This is a genomic window from Streptomyces sp. NPDC012510 (genome assembly GCF_042955065.1).
Lineage (GTDB): Bacteria > Actinomycetota > Actinomycetes > Streptomycetales > Streptomycetaceae > Streptomyces.
The window spans coordinates 73,688-90,346 of sequence record NZ_JBIBEN010000032.1 but is presented as its reverse complement, the minus strand read 5'-3'; the positions used below and the strand labels follow the sequence as shown (position 1 = coordinate 90,346).

15 protein-coding genes are annotated in these 16,659 nt (G+C 69.1%); 8 read left to right on the top strand and 7 right to left on the bottom strand.

Translation table 11 applies throughout. The features are described from left to right. Positions 1–175: 175 nt before the first annotated feature. The gene (locus tag ACFY9I_RS38725) at positions 176–748 is read left to right on the top strand and encodes a GNAT family N-acetyltransferase (RefSeq protein ID WP_391011113.1); all 573 of its coding nucleotides are present in this window, start codon (positions 176–178) and stop codon (positions 746–748) included. A gap of 38 nt (positions 749–786) precedes the next feature. Beyond that, positions 787–1,158, top strand: a complete 372-nt coding sequence (locus tag ACFY9I_RS38720; protein ID WP_391011110.1) for a signal peptidase I — start codon at positions 787–789, stop codon at positions 1,156–1,158. A 13-nt stretch (positions 1,159–1,171) separates the two neighbouring features. On the opposite strand, the gene ACFY9I_RS38715 is transcribed toward ACFY9I_RS38720, so the two are convergent. The 6 genes from ACFY9I_RS38715 to ACFY9I_RS38690 all read right to left on the bottom strand — a co-directional run bounded on the left by ACFY9I_RS38715 (position 1,172) and on the right by ACFY9I_RS38690 (position 8,891). Beyond that, positions 1,172–3,028, bottom strand: coding sequence for a type VI secretion protein (locus ACFY9I_RS38715; protein ID WP_391011107.1), 1,857 nt, complete (start codon positions 3,026–3,028; stop codon positions 1,172–1,174). A gap of 143 nt (positions 3,029–3,171) precedes the next feature. Beyond that, a complete protein-coding gene (locus ACFY9I_RS38710; protein WP_391011104.1) occupies positions 3,172–4,608 on the bottom strand; it encodes an ATP-binding protein in 1,437 nt (478 codons plus the stop codon). Positions 4,609–4,662: 54 nt separating this feature from the next. Beyond that, positions 4,663–6,219, bottom strand: coding sequence for an SCO6880 family protein (locus tag ACFY9I_RS38705; protein ID WP_391011101.1), 1,557 nt, complete (start codon positions 6,217–6,219; stop codon positions 4,663–4,665). After that, entirely contained in the window at positions 6,216–7,544 is a 1,329-nt protein-coding gene (locus ACFY9I_RS38700) for a hypothetical protein (RefSeq protein ID WP_391011098.1), read from the bottom strand. The genes ACFY9I_RS38705 and ACFY9I_RS38700 overlap by 4 nt, the downstream gene beginning before the upstream one ends. Beyond that, complete coding sequence (locus ACFY9I_RS38695; protein ID WP_391011096.1) at positions 7,534–8,379, bottom strand: hypothetical protein; 846 nt, start codon at positions 8,377–8,379, stop codon at positions 7,534–7,536. The genes ACFY9I_RS38700 and ACFY9I_RS38695 overlap by 11 nt, the downstream gene beginning before the upstream one ends. Positions 8,380–8,582: 203 nt before the next feature. Continuing rightward, positions 8,583–8,891, bottom strand: coding sequence for a hypothetical protein (locus ACFY9I_RS38690; protein WP_159769547.1), 309 nt, complete (start codon positions 8,889–8,891; stop codon positions 8,583–8,585). A 602-nt stretch (positions 8,892–9,493) separates the two neighbouring features. On the opposite strand from ACFY9I_RS38690, the gene ACFY9I_RS38685 reads away from it, so the two are divergent. From ACFY9I_RS38685 to ACFY9I_RS38675, 3 genes are all read left to right on the top strand, one after another. Next, on the top strand, positions 9,494–12,124 hold the full coding sequence (locus ACFY9I_RS38685; RefSeq protein ID WP_391011094.1) for a hypothetical protein: 2,631 nt from the start codon (positions 9,494–9,496) through the stop codon (positions 12,122–12,124). After that, the gene (locus tag ACFY9I_RS38680) at positions 12,121–12,981 is read left to right on the top strand and encodes an Imm49 family immunity protein (protein ID WP_391011091.1); all 861 of its coding nucleotides are present in this window, start codon (positions 12,121–12,123) and stop codon (positions 12,979–12,981) included. The genes ACFY9I_RS38685 and ACFY9I_RS38680 overlap by 4 nt, the downstream gene beginning before the upstream one ends. 420 nt (positions 12,982–13,401) lie before the next feature. After that, positions 13,402–14,049 (top strand): hypothetical protein, encoded by a 648-nt coding sequence (locus ACFY9I_RS38675; protein ID WP_391011088.1) that lies wholly within the window; start codon positions 13,402–13,404, stop codon positions 14,047–14,049. A 128-nt stretch (positions 14,050–14,177) separates the two neighbouring features. Here ACFY9I_RS38675 and ACFY9I_RS38670 read toward each other — a convergent pair whose 3' ends face one another. Then, positions 14,178–14,453 carry a hypothetical protein gene (locus ACFY9I_RS38670; protein WP_391011085.1) on the bottom strand — a complete coding sequence of 92 codons (276 nt, stop codon included), beginning with the start codon at positions 14,451–14,453 and terminating at the stop codon, positions 14,178–14,180. Positions 14,454–14,659: 206 nt separating this feature from the next. Here ACFY9I_RS38670 and ACFY9I_RS38665 point away from each other — a divergent pair, with 206 nt between their 5' ends. From ACFY9I_RS38665 to ACFY9I_RS38655, 3 genes are all read left to right on the top strand, one after another. Next, positions 14,660–15,067: a metalloregulator ArsR/SmtB family transcription factor gene (locus ACFY9I_RS38665; RefSeq protein ID WP_391011135.1), complete on the top strand. Its 408-nt coding sequence runs from the start codon at positions 14,660–14,662 to the stop codon at positions 15,065–15,067. Between the two features lie 75 nt (positions 15,068–15,142). Next, complete coding sequence (locus ACFY9I_RS38660; protein ID WP_391011082.1) at positions 15,143–15,826, top strand: SRPBCC domain-containing protein; 684 nt, start codon at positions 15,143–15,145, stop codon at positions 15,824–15,826. Further along, a complete protein-coding gene (locus ACFY9I_RS38655) occupies positions 15,819–16,646 on the top strand; it encodes a S1 RNA-binding domain-containing protein (RefSeq protein WP_391011079.1) in 828 nt (275 codons plus the stop codon). Before ACFY9I_RS38660 ends, ACFY9I_RS38655 begins: the two co-directional genes overlap by 8 nt. Positions 16,647–16,659: the final 13 nt, after the last annotated feature.

Below are 16,659 nucleotides of genomic sequence, written 5' to 3'. Positions count from 1 at the left end.
TGCAGGGGGGACCCTGTGGGAGAGTAGGACGCCGCCGAACAAATTGTGTGAGAGCCCCTGCCGGGTTACCGGCAGGGGCTTTCTGCGTTTTCAGGACTTTCTGGGAGGACGTGGCGTCCGACCGGGGCGGGAAAACGGGTGAAGGGTGTAGTACCCCGGCACTACGGTGGCCGCCATGAGTGTGGTGCCGAGCATTGAGAACGCCGTCCCCGAGGAGTACGCGGTGCGGTCCGTACGCGCCGACGAGTGGCGGCGGGTACGGGAGTTGCGGCTCGCCGCGTTGCGGGATCCGGTCGCGCATCTGGCGTTTCTGGAGACGTACGAGGATGCCGTGGAGCGGTCGGACGCGTACTGGAAGGAGCGGACGGAGGGTGCCGCGGAGGGGGTGCGGCAGCGACAGCAACTCGTCGCGGAGACCGGGGGCGACGAGTGGGTCGGGACGGTGACCGTGCTCGTGGAGGAGGCCGGGGAGCGGGACTTCTTCGGGGGGATCGTCGAGCGGCGGCAGGGGCATCTGGTCGGGGTGTTCCTGCGGGACGGGCACCGGGGGAAGGGCGTGGGCGAGGCGCTGTTCGCGGCCGCCCTGGAGTGGGCCCGTGGGATCGGGGTCGAGCGGGCGCGGCTGTTCGTGCACGAGGACAACGGGCGGGCCGAGGCCTTCTACCGGCGGGTCGGGTTCATGCGCAGCGGGAAGACGGTCGACGGCACCGTGGGACGCGAGGTGGAGTGCGTCCTGGATCTTGTGTAGGCGCGGGTGCCGGGCCGGCTGGTGTTAGCTTCGGCGGCATGGACGACAGTGTGTATGTGGGCAATGCCGGCAAGGACGCGGCGCTGGACCGTGGCTGGCTGCTCGGTCACTTCAAGCCGGACGGCGATCCCCGGCACAGTGACGAGGTGGAGATCAAGTGGGGCGTCCACCCGCGCGGTGACACCCGGGCGCAGTGGGTGCGGGGCGAGGAACGTACGGCTCTGCAGGTGCTCGTCAGCGGTCGTTTCCGTGTCGACTTCCCCGGCCGCAGTGTCGTGCTGGAACGCCAGGGCGACTATGTCGTGTGGGGGCACGGGGTGGACCACTCCTGGGTCGCGGAGGAGGAGTCCGTGGTGCTGACCGTGCGGTGGCCGTCCGTTCCCGGGTACGCCGTGCCCGAGGGGGAGTGAGACCTGACGGCCGCTAGGGCAGGGGGAGTTCGTCGTTCGGCCAGCGGGACCTGGCTTGTTCGCGGGAGCGGAGGAGGGCCAGGGTGGGAAGGCCCTGGCCGAGGCCGCCGCTGAGGAGGGCGGGTAGTTGGGGGAGCGGGGCCACGGCCGCCACGTCGTCCAGGACCAGGGTGAGTGGTGGGTCGAGGCGGCCGGAGGATGACCGTTCGGCCATGCGCCGGCCGCGCTCGACCACGCTTGAGGCGAGGGCCGTCAGAAGAGGCATGGCGGAAGGGTTCGCCTTGGGGTCCTCGATGGGGTCGCCGACCACATAGAGCGTTCCCCCCTCGTGCACGAAGGAATCCAGGACCAGGGAGTCCGCCCGGTTCGGGGTGCAGGATTCCCGGACGTTGACCGTGGAGAGGGCGGAGAGGGCCCGTGCCGTCAACTGCTGGGCGATGTCCCGGCGTTCGGGGTGCGAGGTGAGAGCCGACTCCAGTTCGCCCGCCGCGCCGGGGACCGCCTTCGGGTTCGTACGGAGGATGCGTACCGCTTCCTGGACGTTGCTGCCCTGGGCCCAGCGGTGCAGGTGGCGGATGGTGCGGCTGTCTATGGCGGCGGCGTGGAGGTAGCTGCGCAGGAGCGTCTCCGCCGTGTCCGCCATCGCCTGGTCGATCCTGGCCGTGGGGCGGATGGGGGCGAGGAGGGCGATCGCCCTGGCCAGTGCCGTCGGCTTGTCCTCGCAGCCGGTGACAGGGGACCAGTGGAGGCGGGCCGGGGTGTCGCAGCGGTGGGCGGGGTCGTAGAGGAGGACCGGGCCCAGTTTCGCGCGGGCGTCCTTGGTGTCCGACCAGAGGGCGGGGTCGGAGGTGACCACCAGGGCGGGGCCCTCGGCGTCCCGTACGGCCTGGGCGGCGGCGGGGCGTCGGGACTCGGCGGGGCCGAGGACGACCGTGGGCGTGGCCTTCGCCCAGCCGCCCGGGTGAGGGGCACCGGGTGTGAAGGGGGCCGCGGCTCCGGCCTCGGTCGCCGACGTGAACGCGGCGGAGGGGGTGCCGTGTCGTGGTTCGGGGACCACCGGCGTGGAAGGGATCGAGGCCGCGGCGGGGAACCCGGCGGGCGGAGCGAGGCCGCCGCTGTGGCTCACGGGATGGGCGGGGGCGGGAGGAGCCGGCTGCCCGGGGGCGTCGGCCGTGGTGGTGAGCCGGGCCTCGTGCGCGTAGGCCTGGCGCTGGGCCTGGGTCCCGTGCTGGGTGGGGGTCTCGGGGTGTGGTGGGGCGGGGGCCGTCGGGTGTCCGTGGGCGGCCGCTGTGGTCCCGTGCCGGGCGTGGCCTCCGGCGTGCGGCCGGGGTGGGGTGGTGGGTGCCGTGGGGCCGTCGGCGGTCGGGTCCGTGTTCTGGGCGTGGCTTCCGGTGTGCGGTGTGGCGGGGGTGCCGGTGTGCGGTGTGGTGGGGCCGGGGTGTTCGGTCGGGGGCGCTGGCGCGGCGGTGCCCTTGTTCTGGGCTCGGGCCGCCTTCTGTGTCGCTCGTACGGTTCTCCAGCGGGCCAGTGTGCCCATGACGAAGACGGTCAGGACGAGCAGGATCATGAGCTGGCCGATGACGAGGCCCCAGAAGAGGCCGTAGCCGGAGAGGTGGCCGGCGGGGGTGTCGGGCCAGGCGGCCGGGAGGTTCTGGGGGTCGGAGACCAGGCTGCGTACGGCCAGGGGGGTGCGGGCGAAGGTGACGTGGTCGGGCCAGGCGCCGTGGGCGAAGAGGCCGGCCAGGCCGGTGGCCGACCAGACGAGCACGGTCAGGCCCACCAGGAAGCCGAGGAGGGCGATCAGCAGTCCGTCGGGGACGCCGCCTCCGCCCTGTTCGGTGCGCCGGTCGCGTCGGTCGTCCGGTCTCATCGCACGCCGCCGTTCACGCTGTTTCCTCCGCCGCCGTTCACGCCGTTCACGCCGTTTACGCCGTCCACGCCGCTCACGCCGTCACCTCGTCCAGCCCTGCCCCTGTTCCAACTTCTGCCTGTTCCGGCTCGTCCTGGTCCCGCTCAGGCCACCGTGGACTCGGAGGAGCCGTATCCGTCGACCTCGCTCAGTTGCTGTTCGACGAACGCGGCCGCCCGTTGCTCCGCCTCCAGTTCGGCGGCGCGCAGGGCGTCGTCCTCCTCCAGCAGATGCTCGGTCGATGATTCGGTCATCGCGCGGTCGGTGAAGACCAGGGGACGTTCGGTCTCGGTGATCAGGTGTTTGACCACCTGGACGTTGCCGTTGACGTCCCAGACGGCGATGCCGGGGGTGAGGGTGGGGATGATCTCCACCGCCCAGCGGGGGAGGCCTAGGACGCGGCCTGTCGCCCTCGCCTCGTCCGCTTTCTGGGCGTAGATCGTCCGGGTGGAGGCCATCTTGAGGATCGCGGACGCCTCCTTCGCCGCCGCGCCGTCGACGACGTCGGACAGGTGGTGGACGACCGCGACGAAGGACAGGCCGAGCCGTCGGCCGAACTTCAGCAGGCGCTGGAAGAGCTGGGCGACGAAGGGGCTGTTGATGATGTGCCAGGCCTCCTCGACCAGGAAGATGCGCTTCTTCCGGTCGGGGCGGATCCAGGTGTGCTCCAGCCACACGCCGACGATCGCCATGAGGATGGGCATGGCGATGGAGTTGCGGTCGATGTGGGACAGGTCGAAGACGATGAGGGGGGCGTCGAGGTCGATGCCGACCGTGGTGGGGCCGTCGAACATGCCGCGCAGGTCACCGTCGACCAGGCGGTCCAGGACCAGCGCCACGTCCAGGCCCCACGCCCGTACGTCGTCTATGGCGACGTTCATCGCCTCCGCGGACTCCGGCTCGGGGTGGCGGAGTTGCTCGACGATGTCGGTGAGCACCGGCTGGCGTTCGACGATGGTCTCGTTGACGTAGGCGTGGGCGACCTTGAGGGCGAAGCCGGAGCGTTCGTCCAGGCCGTGGCCCATCGCGACCTCGATGATCGTGCGGAGCAGCGCGAGCTGGCCCGTCGTGGTGATCGAGGGGTCGAGGGGGTTGAGGCGGATGCCGTGGTCCAGGGCGGCGGTCGGGTCCAGGCGGATGGGAGTTATTCCCAGCTCCTCGGCGATGAGGTTCCATTCGCCGACGCCGTCCTCGCCCTGGGCGTCGAGGACGACGACCTGACGGTCGCGGAAGCGCAACTGCCGCAGGACGTACGTCTTCTCCAGGGCCGACTTGCCGTTGCCGGACTCGCCGAGGACGAGCCAGTGCGGGGCGGGGAGCTGCTGGCCGTAGAGCTGGAAGGGGTCGTAGATGTAGCCCTTGCCGGAGTAGACCTCGCGGCCGATGATCACGCCGGAGTCGCCGAGGCCGGGGGCGGCGGTCGGGAGGTAGACCGCCTGGGCCTGGCCGGTGGAGGTGCGCACCGGGAGGCGGGTCGTCTCGACCTTGCCGAAGAGGAAGGACGTGAAGGCGTCGGTGAGGGCGGAGATCGGGTCCCGCATCAGCGCTTCACCTCCAGGTGCGGTTGGATCGGATGATCCCGCATCGCGACAGCCCTACCTTCGGATTCCGGTGGCGAACGGGAGGGTGTTGACGAAGGCTCTGTGGTGCTCCCGGTCGCACCACTCCAGTTTCAGGTACGACTTGCCCGCCGAGGCCCTTATCGTCCGCTTGTCGCGTGCCAGGGCCTCGGGAGAGCGGGAGGAGACGGTGATGTAGCCGACGAGGTTGACGCCGGCCGCGCCGCTGGCGAGGTCCTCGCCGCGCTGGTCGAGGCGGGAGTGGGAGGCCACGTCACGCGGGTCGACCGTGCGGTTCATCTTGGCGGCGCGGGACGCCTCCGCCTCGTCGTTGGTCTTTTCGGTGAGCATGCGTTCGATGGCTACCTCGGTGGGTTCGAGGTCCATGGTGACGGCGACGGTGCGGATGACGTCCGGGGTGTGGACCAGGAGCGGGGCCAGGAAGTTGACGCCGACCGGGGTCATCGGCCACTCCTTCACCCAGGCCGTGGCGTGGCACCAGGGGGCGCGGGTGGAGGACTCACGGGTCTTGGCCTGGAGGTAGTCCGGCTCCATCGCGTCCAGCTCGGCCGGCCAGGCGTTGCGCTTGGTCATGGCCTGGATGTGGTCGATGGCGTGGTCCGGGTCGTACATGGAGTGGATGAGCGAGGCGAGGCGGCCCTGGCCGAGCGGCTGCCGTACGCGGATGTCGGCCTCCTGGAGGCGCGAGCAGATGTCCGTCAGTTCACGGGCCATGACTACGGCGAGGCCCGCGTCCTTGTCCATCTTCCGGCCCTGGGGTCGGGCCGCGCGTGCCATGGCGTGGGCCTCGGCGGCCAGCTCGCGGGTGTAGTGCATACAGGCGACGAGGTAGGCGCGGTGCTGCTCGCTGCTCGTGGAGACCATGGACTGCAGTTGCTCGTACGACTGCTGCAGCCAGCCGGGGGCGCGCTCGTCGCCGCGCTGGGCGACGTCCTTGGCGTGGGCGTCCGGGTCGGCCGGGAGTGTGCGGGCGAGCATCTGCAGACGGGTGACGAAGCCGTCGCCGTTGGCCACGTGCTTGAGGAGGGTGCCGAAGCGGTCGACGAGGGCTTCCTGGTCCTCGGAGTCGCGCAGGCCGACGCCCGGGCCCTCGATCTCGATGGCGGCGGTGACGGTACGGCGGTCCGCGTGCAGCAGGACGGCGATCTCGTCCGGGCCGAACGGCGCGGCCAGCCAGGTGATGCGGCCGATGCCCGGAGGGGGCCCGACCTCGACCTCACGGCCGTCGAGGCGCGTGCCGGCCTCCATGGCGGCGGACCGGTAGGCCGTTCCCCTGCGCAGGTTGCGCTTGTAACTGCGGTTGATCTCGAACCACTTGTAGAACGTCCGCCGCTTGTACGGCACGTACACCGCGGCCAGTGCCAGCAGCGGGAAGCCCGTCAGCAGGGCGATGCGCGGGACGAGCACCGGGACGAGGAGGCCGCACATCATGCCGAGGAACGCGCCCGCGATGATCAACGCGATCTCGCCGGACTCGCGGTTCCGGCCGATGATCGCGTTCGGCCGGGCGCGGCCGATCAGATATGTACGGCGGGGCGTGACCGGATGGGACAGATGGGACTCGGTCGTCAACGCCCTTCACCTCCCGTGCGGTTGCTGTTGCGGGTGTTACTGGCGTGGGGGGTGTTGGCCGGGCTCGTACGGGGCGGGGGCGCGGCGGAGGGGACGGTTCCGCCGCCTCCGCTCGGAGTGCGCGAGCTGTGGGCGGCCACGCCGCCGGAGGCCGGGTTGGCCTGGCGGGGGGTACTGCTGCCGCCGCCTCCGCCGTTGTTGTCGGCCCTGCTGCTGTGGGTCTTGATGCCCTGGGCGACGAGGGTGGCCGGGGAGCTGATCACGGCCGCGGCCTTGCCTTCGGCGCCGCGCATGATGCGGTTGTTGCGGGAGTTGGCGATCTCGTCGCCGAAGCCAGGGACGAAGCGGTAGATCATCGCCGAGGCGAAGATGGCGAGGAGGATGATGGCGAGGCCGGAGACGATCGCGGCGAGGGAGTCGGGGCCCTCCGACGTGGTCAGGGCGCCCGCGAGGCCGAGCACGATGACGATGACGGGCTTGACCATGATGATCGCGATCATGATGCCCGCCCAGCGGCGGACGTGGCCCCACAGGTCCTTGTCGACGAGGCCGGCGTAGACCACGACGCCGAGGAGGGCGCCGACGTAGAGAAGGACGGCCCTCAGGTACAGCTCCAGGTAGAGCACGCCGGCGGCGACGATCGAGATCAGCGACACCAGGATCAGCATGATCGGGCCGCCGCCGATGTCGTTGCCCTGCTTCAGGGCCTCGGAGAAGGTGCCGAAGAACGTGTCGGTCTGGTTGCCGGTCGTCTTGGCGATGATGTCGCTGACGCCGTCGGTCGCCGAGACGACGGTGTAGAGGATCAGGGGAGTGAAGGCCGACGCCAGCACGGTCAGCCAGAGGAAGCCGACGGCCTCCGAGATCGCCGTCGTGAACGGCACGCCGCGTACTGCTCGCTTCGTCACCGCGAGCAGCCAGAGCACGAGGGTGAGGATGGCCGAGGCGCCGAAGACCACCGCGTAGTGCTTCAGGAACGTCATGTTCGTGAAGTCGACGTTCGCGGTCTCGTTGACGGCCTTGGAGAGCTGGTCGACGGTCCAGGAGGCGGCGTCGGCGCAGCCCTGGGCGAGGGAGGAGAGGGGGTCGAGGGTGGTGGTTACGTCGTTGGGGAGGGTGCTGGTGTCGGCTTTTTCGCCGGCGCCTCGTTCGCAGTACGCCTGGGCCGGGCCGCGGATGAGGTCACACGGATTGTTGCTGCCCGAAGGGCTGGGTGTGGGTGTGGGCGTGGGGGCAGCGAAGGCATGGGTGGCCATCAGCACCATGGCGGCCTGAACGGCCGTGGCAACCGCAGCGACCCTGAGCACGCCGTGCTTAACGGGCATACGTAAACCCTCCGTACTCCTGGACGGCCTTGGTCATGTCCTCGGCGGTGGAAGCCCTCTGGTCGCGTCCGACCGGGACCGGGCCGTCCTTCTGAGTGAAGTCGGTGACCTTCCAGTCACCACCGACCCACTGCAACTCGTACGTCGTCGTGAACCAGCTCTCGGTCACCGGGTTTGTAGAGCCCTCGCCTGACAGGCCGAAGAGGGAGGTGTACCAAAGCTCCACCGTGGCCTTGTCGGCGCTGGAGTTCGTGACTTTGGTGCCCACAGGGATGATGCGAGAGACGAAGGTCTGGCCGCTTGGTGCGGAGCCGTCCTTGTTCAGGCCGATGTTGGCCAGGAAATCCTCGCCGGAGAACGCCTCGTCGAGCTTGCTCTGACGATCGGCGGCGACATCGGGAGCGTAGACGGTGCTGACGATCTCGTGTCGCCGCTCTGTGTTGAACATGTCGGCCGAACCCAGCGCGATGCCGTAGTTGGTCGCCGCGCTCTCCGCCCCTTGCTCGCTCTGCGCATACCCCGTAGGAATACCCGCCGTCTTCGTCTCCACCGGCCGTTCCCCCGAAGCCGCCGTAGGCGCGGTCTTCGCCTTGTCGGAGGTGCCGTCGGTGTCGGAGTCGCCGCCGCCCCGGTTCGCGAAGGCGATCGCGGCGATGAGGAGGACGACCACGCCGACGACGGTGACGAGGCTTCTGGAGGAGGTGCGGGGGCGGCGGGGGTCGCCGCCTTCGGGGAGGCGGGTGCGGGTCTGGCCGGTGCCGGCGTAACCCCCGTACGCTCCGTCGTCCCCGCCGCGCGAGGACTCGCCGTACCCGCGCTCGTCGCCGAGACTCATACCGCGGTCGCCCCTTCAACTTCGACGTCGTACGGAAAGGCGTAGCAGTACGACGGTAGCCGCGCTGCTTCCCGCGCGGACGCGGTGTGGTGACTCGACATCAGGGAAACGCAACCTCAGCCGGTGGGCACGACGGACGGGTGGGATGGGAGGGAAACCGGGCGAGGCAGGCGGCCCGGCCGGGACGGGGGCCGGCCGCCGCGCTACACGGCCATGCCGTACACGATGGTGAAGAGCGTGCCCAGGGATCCGATGATGAAGACGCCGGTGAGACCGGCGATGATGAGGCCCTTGCCCTGTTCGGCGCTGAAGGTGTCGCGCAGCGCGGTCGCGCCGATGCGCTGTTTCGCCGCGCCCCAGATCGCGATGCCCAGGCAGAGGAGGATGGCGATCGCCATCACGACCTCGATCATCACGCGTGCCTCGTTGCCCAGGCTGCCGAAAGGCCCCCAGTCCGGGGCGATTCCGCCGATGATGGTGGTGATGTCGCCCTTGTCGGCCGCAATGAACATGTAAGTCACCGCCCCTAGTGGGTAGTTCCGCTGGTCGTGCGGGGCGTGCGCGTCGGCGTCCGCACCACACCCTCCGCGCGGGCGCGCAGAGGTCAGGCCCATTCTCGCCGACAATGACGCTGTCGTATGTCGACTTGGCGTCATTGATTGGCGGGTTTCGTACGGATCCCTTGCCGCCGACCCGCGCGGGACCCTAACGGGGGCGCGAGACGGTAAACGAAGGGTCGTATCGTCACTCTGTGTATCACGGCAGGTCACGCCGGGCAATGAGGATCAAGCGGAACCTGTGGTGTGGTTCCGTCGTTATTCCCCTTCTGTGACCTCAGGGGGCTGGGTCTGTCCCGCTTCTGACGGGATGTCGGCCCTGTCTCGTCGCTGTTGCGGTGTTCTCCGTGGGTTCGAGTGTGCCTGATCTGGACGTAAGGGTCGCGTGTGGGGCCCGGCCGCCCTCCGGGTGGCGAGCTTTGGCCAGAAGTGCATGGGATCGCGATCGCAATTTTGGTACAAATGATCGACTGGGTTGCCTTGTGTTCAAGCGTCAGGCGCGCGGCCGGGTGCCGAGTTGAGGGAACGTATCTGCGAGGGCGTCCACGGGGGTAGGCGTGAGCGAGGACAGGCCCGTTGTCTCGGCCGAGATACCGGAGTTCACGGGAAATCTGGAGCAACTGGAGACGGACGCCGGGGACATCGCGTTCGACGGGATGGCGATCGGTGCCGCGGGTCTGCTGATCGACGCCAACTTCAACCTGCTGGAACCTTTCTACAAGGCCCCGGAGGCCGACCAGCTCTTCGCGACGACCGCGCCGGTCACGGCGGCCGGCCACGACCTGCAGACCGAGCTGGGCACGGTGTCCAAGGCGCTGCTCGACTACGCGGCGGAGGTCCGGCCCCTGGTCGACCGGCTCAACTCGCTCCGTGAGGAGGCCGCGGCGTTCGAGCGGCGCGTCGCGGACGACGACGAGTGGGTCGCGGACGGCGACCTCATCGAGGAGAACACGGCCCGGCGCAACGCGGTGAACGCCGCCTGGTCCGCCTTCCAGGCCGCCGAGCTGGCCTGCCACAACAAGATCGTCGCGCTGGTGGGCGGGGAGCCGCTCGTCGTCAACGACGGCTCGAACAAAGAGAACATGTACGGCTACCGCGCCGACGACCTCAACAACGCCGGGGGTCTGCCCTGGGGGGACGTCGTCGAGGAGTCCAACCCCTGGTACTACTTCCACGAGCACGCCTGGGACTTCACGGTCGGCTTCGTCGTGGACGGCGTGTGGGGCACGGTCAAGGGCCTGGGCACCCTGGTCGGCTTCAACGGCTGGGACGCGGCGGGCCAGGCCTGGGTGGGCCTGGGCAAGCTCGCGACCGGCATCCTGATCACGGGAACACCGCTCGGTGCCGCGTACTGGCTGACCCCGGCCGACAAACTCCCCTCCTGGCTGCGCGACTCCCGTACGGCGGTCGTGGAGACCGGGAAGGCGCTGATCGCGTACGACGAGTGGGGCAAGAACCCCTCCCGGGCGGCCGGGGCGGTCACCTTCAACGTCCTGACGACCGTCTTCACGGGCGGCGCGGGCGGCGCGGTCGCGGCGACCGGTAAGGCCGGAGCGATCGCGAAGGCCATCTCCTTCGCCGGCAAGGCGGGGCGGATCGTCGACCCGATGACGTACATCGCGAAGGGCATCGGCGGGACGGCCGTCAAGATCAGTGACGTCATGGCCGGGCTGCGGGGGATCACGAACGGCACGCACATCAGGCTGGGCGAAGGCACGTACCGGATAGCCGAACCCCCGAACATCGCCGACGACCTCCCGGCCGGCCTCACCCCCGAGAACTCCGTCCGCATGACCACCCCCGAGGGCGAGGTCGTCTACCTCGACACCAAGACACTGGTCATGCACAACGCCGACGGGACGGTACGGGAGTCCCTGGACGCCATCCGGCACGAGCGGACGGCGGAGCAGCGGGCCGGGGAGACCAGGGCACCGAGAGCTGTCGACGAGCACGAGTTTGTGGGGGCCGGTGCTGGAACGCGGGTGGGGGACACCGCGGCGGTAGGCGGCCGCGGGGGTGACTCGGCGACCGTCGGTGGGCGTGGGGGCGACAACCCGGGCGGTTCCGCGGGCCATGTCGGTGAGAACCCGCCAGTGGGCCGTGGTGGCTCGGGTGGCCCCGGCGGTGGTGGCCTGGACGACCTCGGGCGAGCCGACGACGACGGGCTTGGTGACGCGGGGCGTGCCGGGGACGACACGCCGGGGGACGACACGGACGGGACGGCGCGGCCGGACGGCGACGGTACGGGTGGGCGCGGCGCGGGTGAGCGGCCCAGTTTCATGCGGGACGGGGACAACCCGTACGGGCCGCGCGGGTCGCTCACCGATGATCAGATCGCCGAGATCCAGGTGTACCGGGCGAATCACGAGCCTGGATATTTCGAGAAGTACTACAAGGTCAATGGCAACCGTGTGCGTCTCGACCGCTTCGACGAGAGCGACTACACACCGCCGCAGCTCACCCGGGAGTCGCCGAACCACCCATGGGTCCTGGTCAAGGACGGCCCGCAGCCCGTCAAGCCGCACTACTTGGGCGCCTGGGAGAAGCAGGGGCGTGGCTACAAGACGACCCCGGAAATGCTCAGGACGTTGGACGAGGTGGCACTGGAGCGGCATCTCGCCATCAAGAGCGACAAGCTGATGGAAAGCCTGCGGGACACCGCCGAGACGGTCTTCAAACGGGACGGGACCGATGAGGCGCGTGGGCTCTGGGGAGAGAGTAAGGGCGCCTACAAGGACCACCACACCCAGATGGGTGTCGCAGCGGAGAAGTTCGGCGAGTCCGTGGCGGAACACCACTACATCGCCGCCGAGCACCCTGGCGCGGTACGACAGCCCCTGGACGGGCCCAAGAACGGGAACGATCAGTTCGACCAGGTCTGGAAGGACGGCGATCGTTATGTCGTCATCGAGGCCAAGAGCACTGCCACGACCGAACTGGGCGCTCGGAACCTGCCGAGCGGAAAGCGGGTCTCGCAGGGGACCAGGGAGTACTTCCTGGACATCATTCGCGAGATGCAGGAACGCGGTAGGACGAATCCCGCCGAACGGAAGCTGGCGGCTGATCTGGCGGAGGCCCTGGATGACGGAAAGCTCGACTATGTCGTCGTCAAGGGGGAGAAGAACGCCGGTCAGTACGCTGGTTACCGTGTGAGGCAGTTCGACATCGGCAAGAGGAGCAATCCGTGACCGTGACCATTGCCAGGCATGGTGCGCCCGGACCCGACGACGAGGCCTTCGCGCAGGGACTGGCAGAGGATGTCGCCAGGGGCGTTGGGCGTCTCGAACGTTCGGTCGGCATGATCGACTTCACGTTCAGTACGGCGCTCCTTCACCTTCAGGCGCGCTGCGTGATAGATCCGCAGGCCGCGGTGTTGGAGACGTGGGAGGCGACTGTCTCCGCCATGCAGCTCGGGTCCGCGATGTTCGCCGTGACGGAGGCTACGGAAGGCGTGGTCGAATGCCGGATCGACCGCGAAGTGCGGCACATTCCTGCTGCCGGTCCGCAGGCGTATGCCGATGCGGGCAACTGGCTGACGGCGTTCTGGCTGGCCGTCGTCTGCCGCGAGCAGAAGCGGATGACGCAACTCTGTGAGATTCCGCTCGATCGTCTGCGCTCGTCCGAGGGGCAGTACGACGAGTACGTCTATCACTGGGTCGACACCCTCCAGGCCTACTGGCTGCGGCGGCCGGGATTGGTGGAGAAGCTGATCGCCACGCTCGAAGCCTCTCATCCCGATGTCGTCTCGGTCGCCCCCCGGGATTTGGTCCAGCAGGTGCTGTATCCGCCGATCAACCTCTTCCACCGTTTCGTGAGGCAGGACGAGGAAGGCTTCAACGAAGCCCTGGTGGAGGCAGTCGAACTGCACAAGGGGTACTGGACGGCTGATGAGGACCGTGCCCGTCGCACCGAGGGATCTCTGGCTCTCGGTCCCCTCGCTTTGGCCTGCCTCGCCCATGACGGCGGGATGCCCGTCGGGGTTGAGTCGGAGTACCTGCCCAAATACCTCCTCGAACGTAGCTGGCTGGGAGAGTTCCCCACCTGAGGCGTTCTCAGAGTGTTGTCAGCGCGGGTGGCTACTCGAGTGCATGAGTTCCACTCTGATGCGTGTACTTGCTGAAGGTGGCCGGCTACCTGGGCGCTGGTCGGTTCCGGTGACGAGCAGAGGAATGGTGGTCGGCAGAAACTGGGACGGACGCGGCTGGTGGCGCGGAGCCTGCGGGGCGGTCCAAGTGACTCGGTCCGTGCTGGGGATGCCGGTGACCTGTGGCCGACAACGGCGTGCATGGCCCGGACACATCCGCTGCAGCCGCCCGAATTCCCTTGCGGACACCCGTCGAGTTGCCGGAGCGGATCCGTACCTCGGGCGCGATCGGAGGACAAGCGTGACCTATGGGGCCGGGCTTCGGCGTACGTGCGCTACTCGCCCACGAGGCGAGCACTGCTGATGCATACGATGCCTGGCATGGTCACTCGCATTACTCCCCGGTCAGCGTCCGCCGCGGCTTCGTTGGTCCTCACGCTCACCCTCGGCGGCTGTGGTTCCGGCGACGGGGCGGGTCCCACTGCCGACAAGCCTGCGCCGAGTCTCTCCGCCTCCGGTTCCCCCGAGTCCTCGCCGTCCCCCACGTCCAGCGTGAACGAGGACGGTACGGCGAAGGCGGGGATCAAGGCGAAGCTCGGGGAGCCGACCCTGCTCAGGTACGAAGGGGGGACGAAGTCGGGCGTTCTCGAGGTCACCGTCACCGGGATCGAGAAGGGCAGCAAAAAGGATGTGGCTCCGCTGGGGTTGGAGGACGACGCCAAGAAGATGACGCCGTACTACGTGCGGGCGACCATCAAGAACGCGGGCAAGAACGATCTGTCCCACGCGCCTGTCGATCCGCCGGGCGGGCTGCTCGACGACGGGACCGCCGCCCGGCAGCTCCTGGTCATCGGGACCTTCGCCGCCTGCGACTCCTACCCGAAGACCAAGAGCTTCCCGCCCGGAGCCTCGTACGAGACGTGCGCACCGGTTCTCGCCGACCCCGGTACCGAGGTCACGGGCGCGGTGTGGACAGGGCAGGGTTACCCCGACTTCCCGCCTTCCGCAGGCGTGACATGGACACCGTGAGGCGAGTTCGTGCCCTGGGTTTCCGGCTGAGGGAGTGCCAGTGGCTGCGTCCACGTTGAGGGCATGAGTTCTTCTCTGAGTGTGTATCTGCTGGATGTGGCTGCCACCCGGGCGCTCGTCGGGTCCGGTCACCAGCAGTTGCTGGATGTCGTGCGGAGCGAGTTCGGGGACGATCTGGCGCGGGACGACGAGTGATTCGCGTCCGAGTCGAGGACGGGGCGCCGACGGCGTACGAGGATCGTGTCGATCTCGGCCTGCTCCTCCGTGGTCGGCTCGATGTCGTCACCTGCCCAGATACCGATACCGGCCTGCTCCTCGGCCTCCACGCGGGCCTTCTCGAAGGGCTCGAAGATCTTTCTGACCCGGTCCTGCTGGTCCATCTGCGCCTGTGCTGCGATGACCATGAAGGTGGATACGTCGAGCCCGGCGTCTGCGGCATGCTTCCTGATTTTCGTCGCGCACAGCGGCGGGCATGCTGATCGAGAAACGTACGGTCGCCATGCGATCACGGTAACGCCGGATGTTACCTGGGCCGCTCCTTTCGCGAGGTGCTCGGCCGGGGGTATATTCACTATCACTTATATAAGTGACCAGTGATACGTTGGTGGCCGTGCACGCGTTCGATGTTCTCGGAGATCCCGTTCGGCGGCGGATTCTTGAGCTGCTCGTCGATGGGGAGATGACCGCCGGGGAGGTCTCGGAGGTCATCCGAGGTGAGTTCGGGATATCGCAGCCGGGGGTCTCGCAGCATCTGAAGGTGCTGCGGGAGAACGGCTTCGCGACGGTGCGGCCGGAGGGGGCCCGACGGCTGTACGCCGTGAACTCGGAGCCGTTGCGGGACATCGACGCCTGGCTGGACCGCTTCCGCCGTTTCTGGGCCCCGCGTCTGGACGCCCTGGGCACGGAGTTGGCCCGGGGCAAGCGGGAGCGGAGGCTTCGCGAGGCCGAGGCCGAGGCCGAGGTCGAAGCCGAGGTCGAGCGGGCACGTGGGGCGGCCAGGGAGGAGCCCGGCCTCTGACGCCGTCCCGGACGACACCCGTGCCCACCCCCTGACGAGACCCGTGACGACACCCTCAGTGACAGGAGCAGCATCGTGATCGACGTGAACCAGCAGATCAATGCCGTACGGCGTCGGGTCGGGACCCGGGAGTTCAAGGCGGGTGAGGCGCGGGTGGTGACCGTAAGTCAGGTGTATGAGTCCACGGTCGAGGACGTCTGGGACGCCTGTACGAACCCGGAGCGGATTCCGCGCTGGTTCCTGCCGGTCTCCGGGGAGCTTCGGCTCGGGGGGCGGTACCAGCTGGAGGGGCAGGCGGGCGGTGTCGTCGAGCGGTGTGATCCGCCCGTGGGTTTCGCCGCGACCTGGGAGTTCGGGGGTGATGTGAGCTGGATCGAGGTCCGGATCACCGCCGAGGGGGAAGAACGAGCGCGGTTCGAACTCGACCACATCGCCCATGTCGACGATCAGCGCTGGACCGAGTACGGGCCCGGCGCGGTCGGGATCGGATGGGACTCGGCGCTCATCGCGCTCACCATCCATCTGTCCACCGGCGCCTCCGTCGATCCCAAGGAGGGCATGGCCTGGATGGGGACGGAGGAGGGGAAGCGGTTCGTGACGCTCAGCGGGGAGGCGTGGTACGAGGCCGCCGTCGCGGACGGGGACGAGCCGGGGGCCGCGCGGGCCGCGGCGGACCGGACGATCGCGGCGTACACCGGGGCCGGGGCGGATGCGGGAGCGGACACGGGAACCGAGGGGGCTACCGAGAAGGGTGAGTGATCAGGACTCCGCCGCCAGGGCGTTTCTGGCGGGGATACGCGTCGGTGACGTCCTCGGCGGTGTTGTCGCGGAGGTGACGCGCTCGCGCGGGGCCGTCGTGCTGCTGGACGGCTTTCCCGCACGTCCGCTGGGACGGATCGGGTCCCTGGACATGCCGTGGGGGCGGCGGTCGGCCGAGGCCGCGCAGGTCGGTCGGCGGATCACCGCGGAGGTGACGGCCGTCGATCCGGACAAGGGGCAGGTCCATATGTCGCTCGCCGCGACCGAGCAACCGGAACTCTGGGCGTTCCTGAGTGGGCTGCGGAGCGGCGAGGTCCTCTCCGGCACCGTCGCGGCGATCGAGAGCTTCGGGGTGTTCGTGGCGCTGGACGACGGGCCGGAGCATCCGGTCTTCCCCGGCGTCGGATTCATCACCGTTCCCGAGCTGTCATGGCGGCATATCGAGGCGGTCTCGGACGTCGTCCGGGTCGGCCAGCGGGTGTCCTGCGAGTTCCTGCAGTTCGACACCTGGAACGGGGAGGCCCGCCTGTCGTTGCGGGCGATGGAGCCCGATCCCTTCCAGGAGTTCGCCGACCGGGTGCAGGCGGGGCGAAGCCTGCATGGGTGGGTCACCAAGCTCATCCCCTTCGGAGTCTTCGTGGAGGTGGCCGACGGGATCGAGGGGCTTGTCCATCTGAGCGAGCTCACGGCGGAGGCCGTGGACGCGCCGGACGGGCTCGTCGAGGTGGGGGACGAGATCACGGTCGTGGTCACGGAAGTCGACCGGGCACGGCGGACGTTGGCCCTCTCCCGTGTACGGGCCCTGCCGGCGCCGCCCTAGCTCCCGGATCGGC

Excerpts from the sequence above, each read along its gene's own strand:
- ACFY9I_RS38690 (WP_159769547.1), bottom strand. The coding sequence starts at position 8,891 with ATGTTCATTGCGGCCGACAAGGGCGACATCACCACCATCATCGGCGGA.
- ACFY9I_RS38675 (WP_391011088.1), top strand. The coding sequence starts at position 13,402 with ATGGTCACTCGCATTACTCCCCGGTCAGCGTCCGCCGCGGCTTCGTTG.
- ACFY9I_RS38695 (WP_391011096.1), bottom strand. The coding sequence starts at position 8,379 with ATGAGTCTCGGCGACGAGCGCGGGTACGGCGAGTCCTCGCGCGGCGGG.
- ACFY9I_RS38710 (WP_391011104.1), bottom strand. The coding sequence starts at position 4,608 with ATGCGGGACCCGATCTCCGCCCTCACCGACGCCTTCACGTCCTTCCTC.
- ACFY9I_RS38725 (WP_391011113.1), top strand. The coding sequence starts at position 176 with ATGAGTGTGGTGCCGAGCATTGAGAACGCCGTCCCCGAGGAGTACGCG.
- ACFY9I_RS38670 (WP_391011085.1), bottom strand. The coding sequence starts at position 14,453 with ATGGTCATCGCAGCACAGGCGCAGATGGACCAGCAGGACCGGGTCAGA.
- ACFY9I_RS38720 (WP_391011110.1), top strand. The coding sequence starts at position 787 with ATGGACGACAGTGTGTATGTGGGCAATGCCGGCAAGGACGCGGCGCTG.
- ACFY9I_RS38715 (WP_391011107.1), bottom strand. The coding sequence starts at position 3,028 with ATGAGACCGGACGACCGACGCGACCGGCGCACCGAACAGGGCGGAGGC.
- ACFY9I_RS38700 (WP_391011098.1), bottom strand. The coding sequence starts at position 7,544 with ATGCCCGTTAAGCACGGCGTGCTCAGGGTCGCTGCGGTTGCCACGGCC.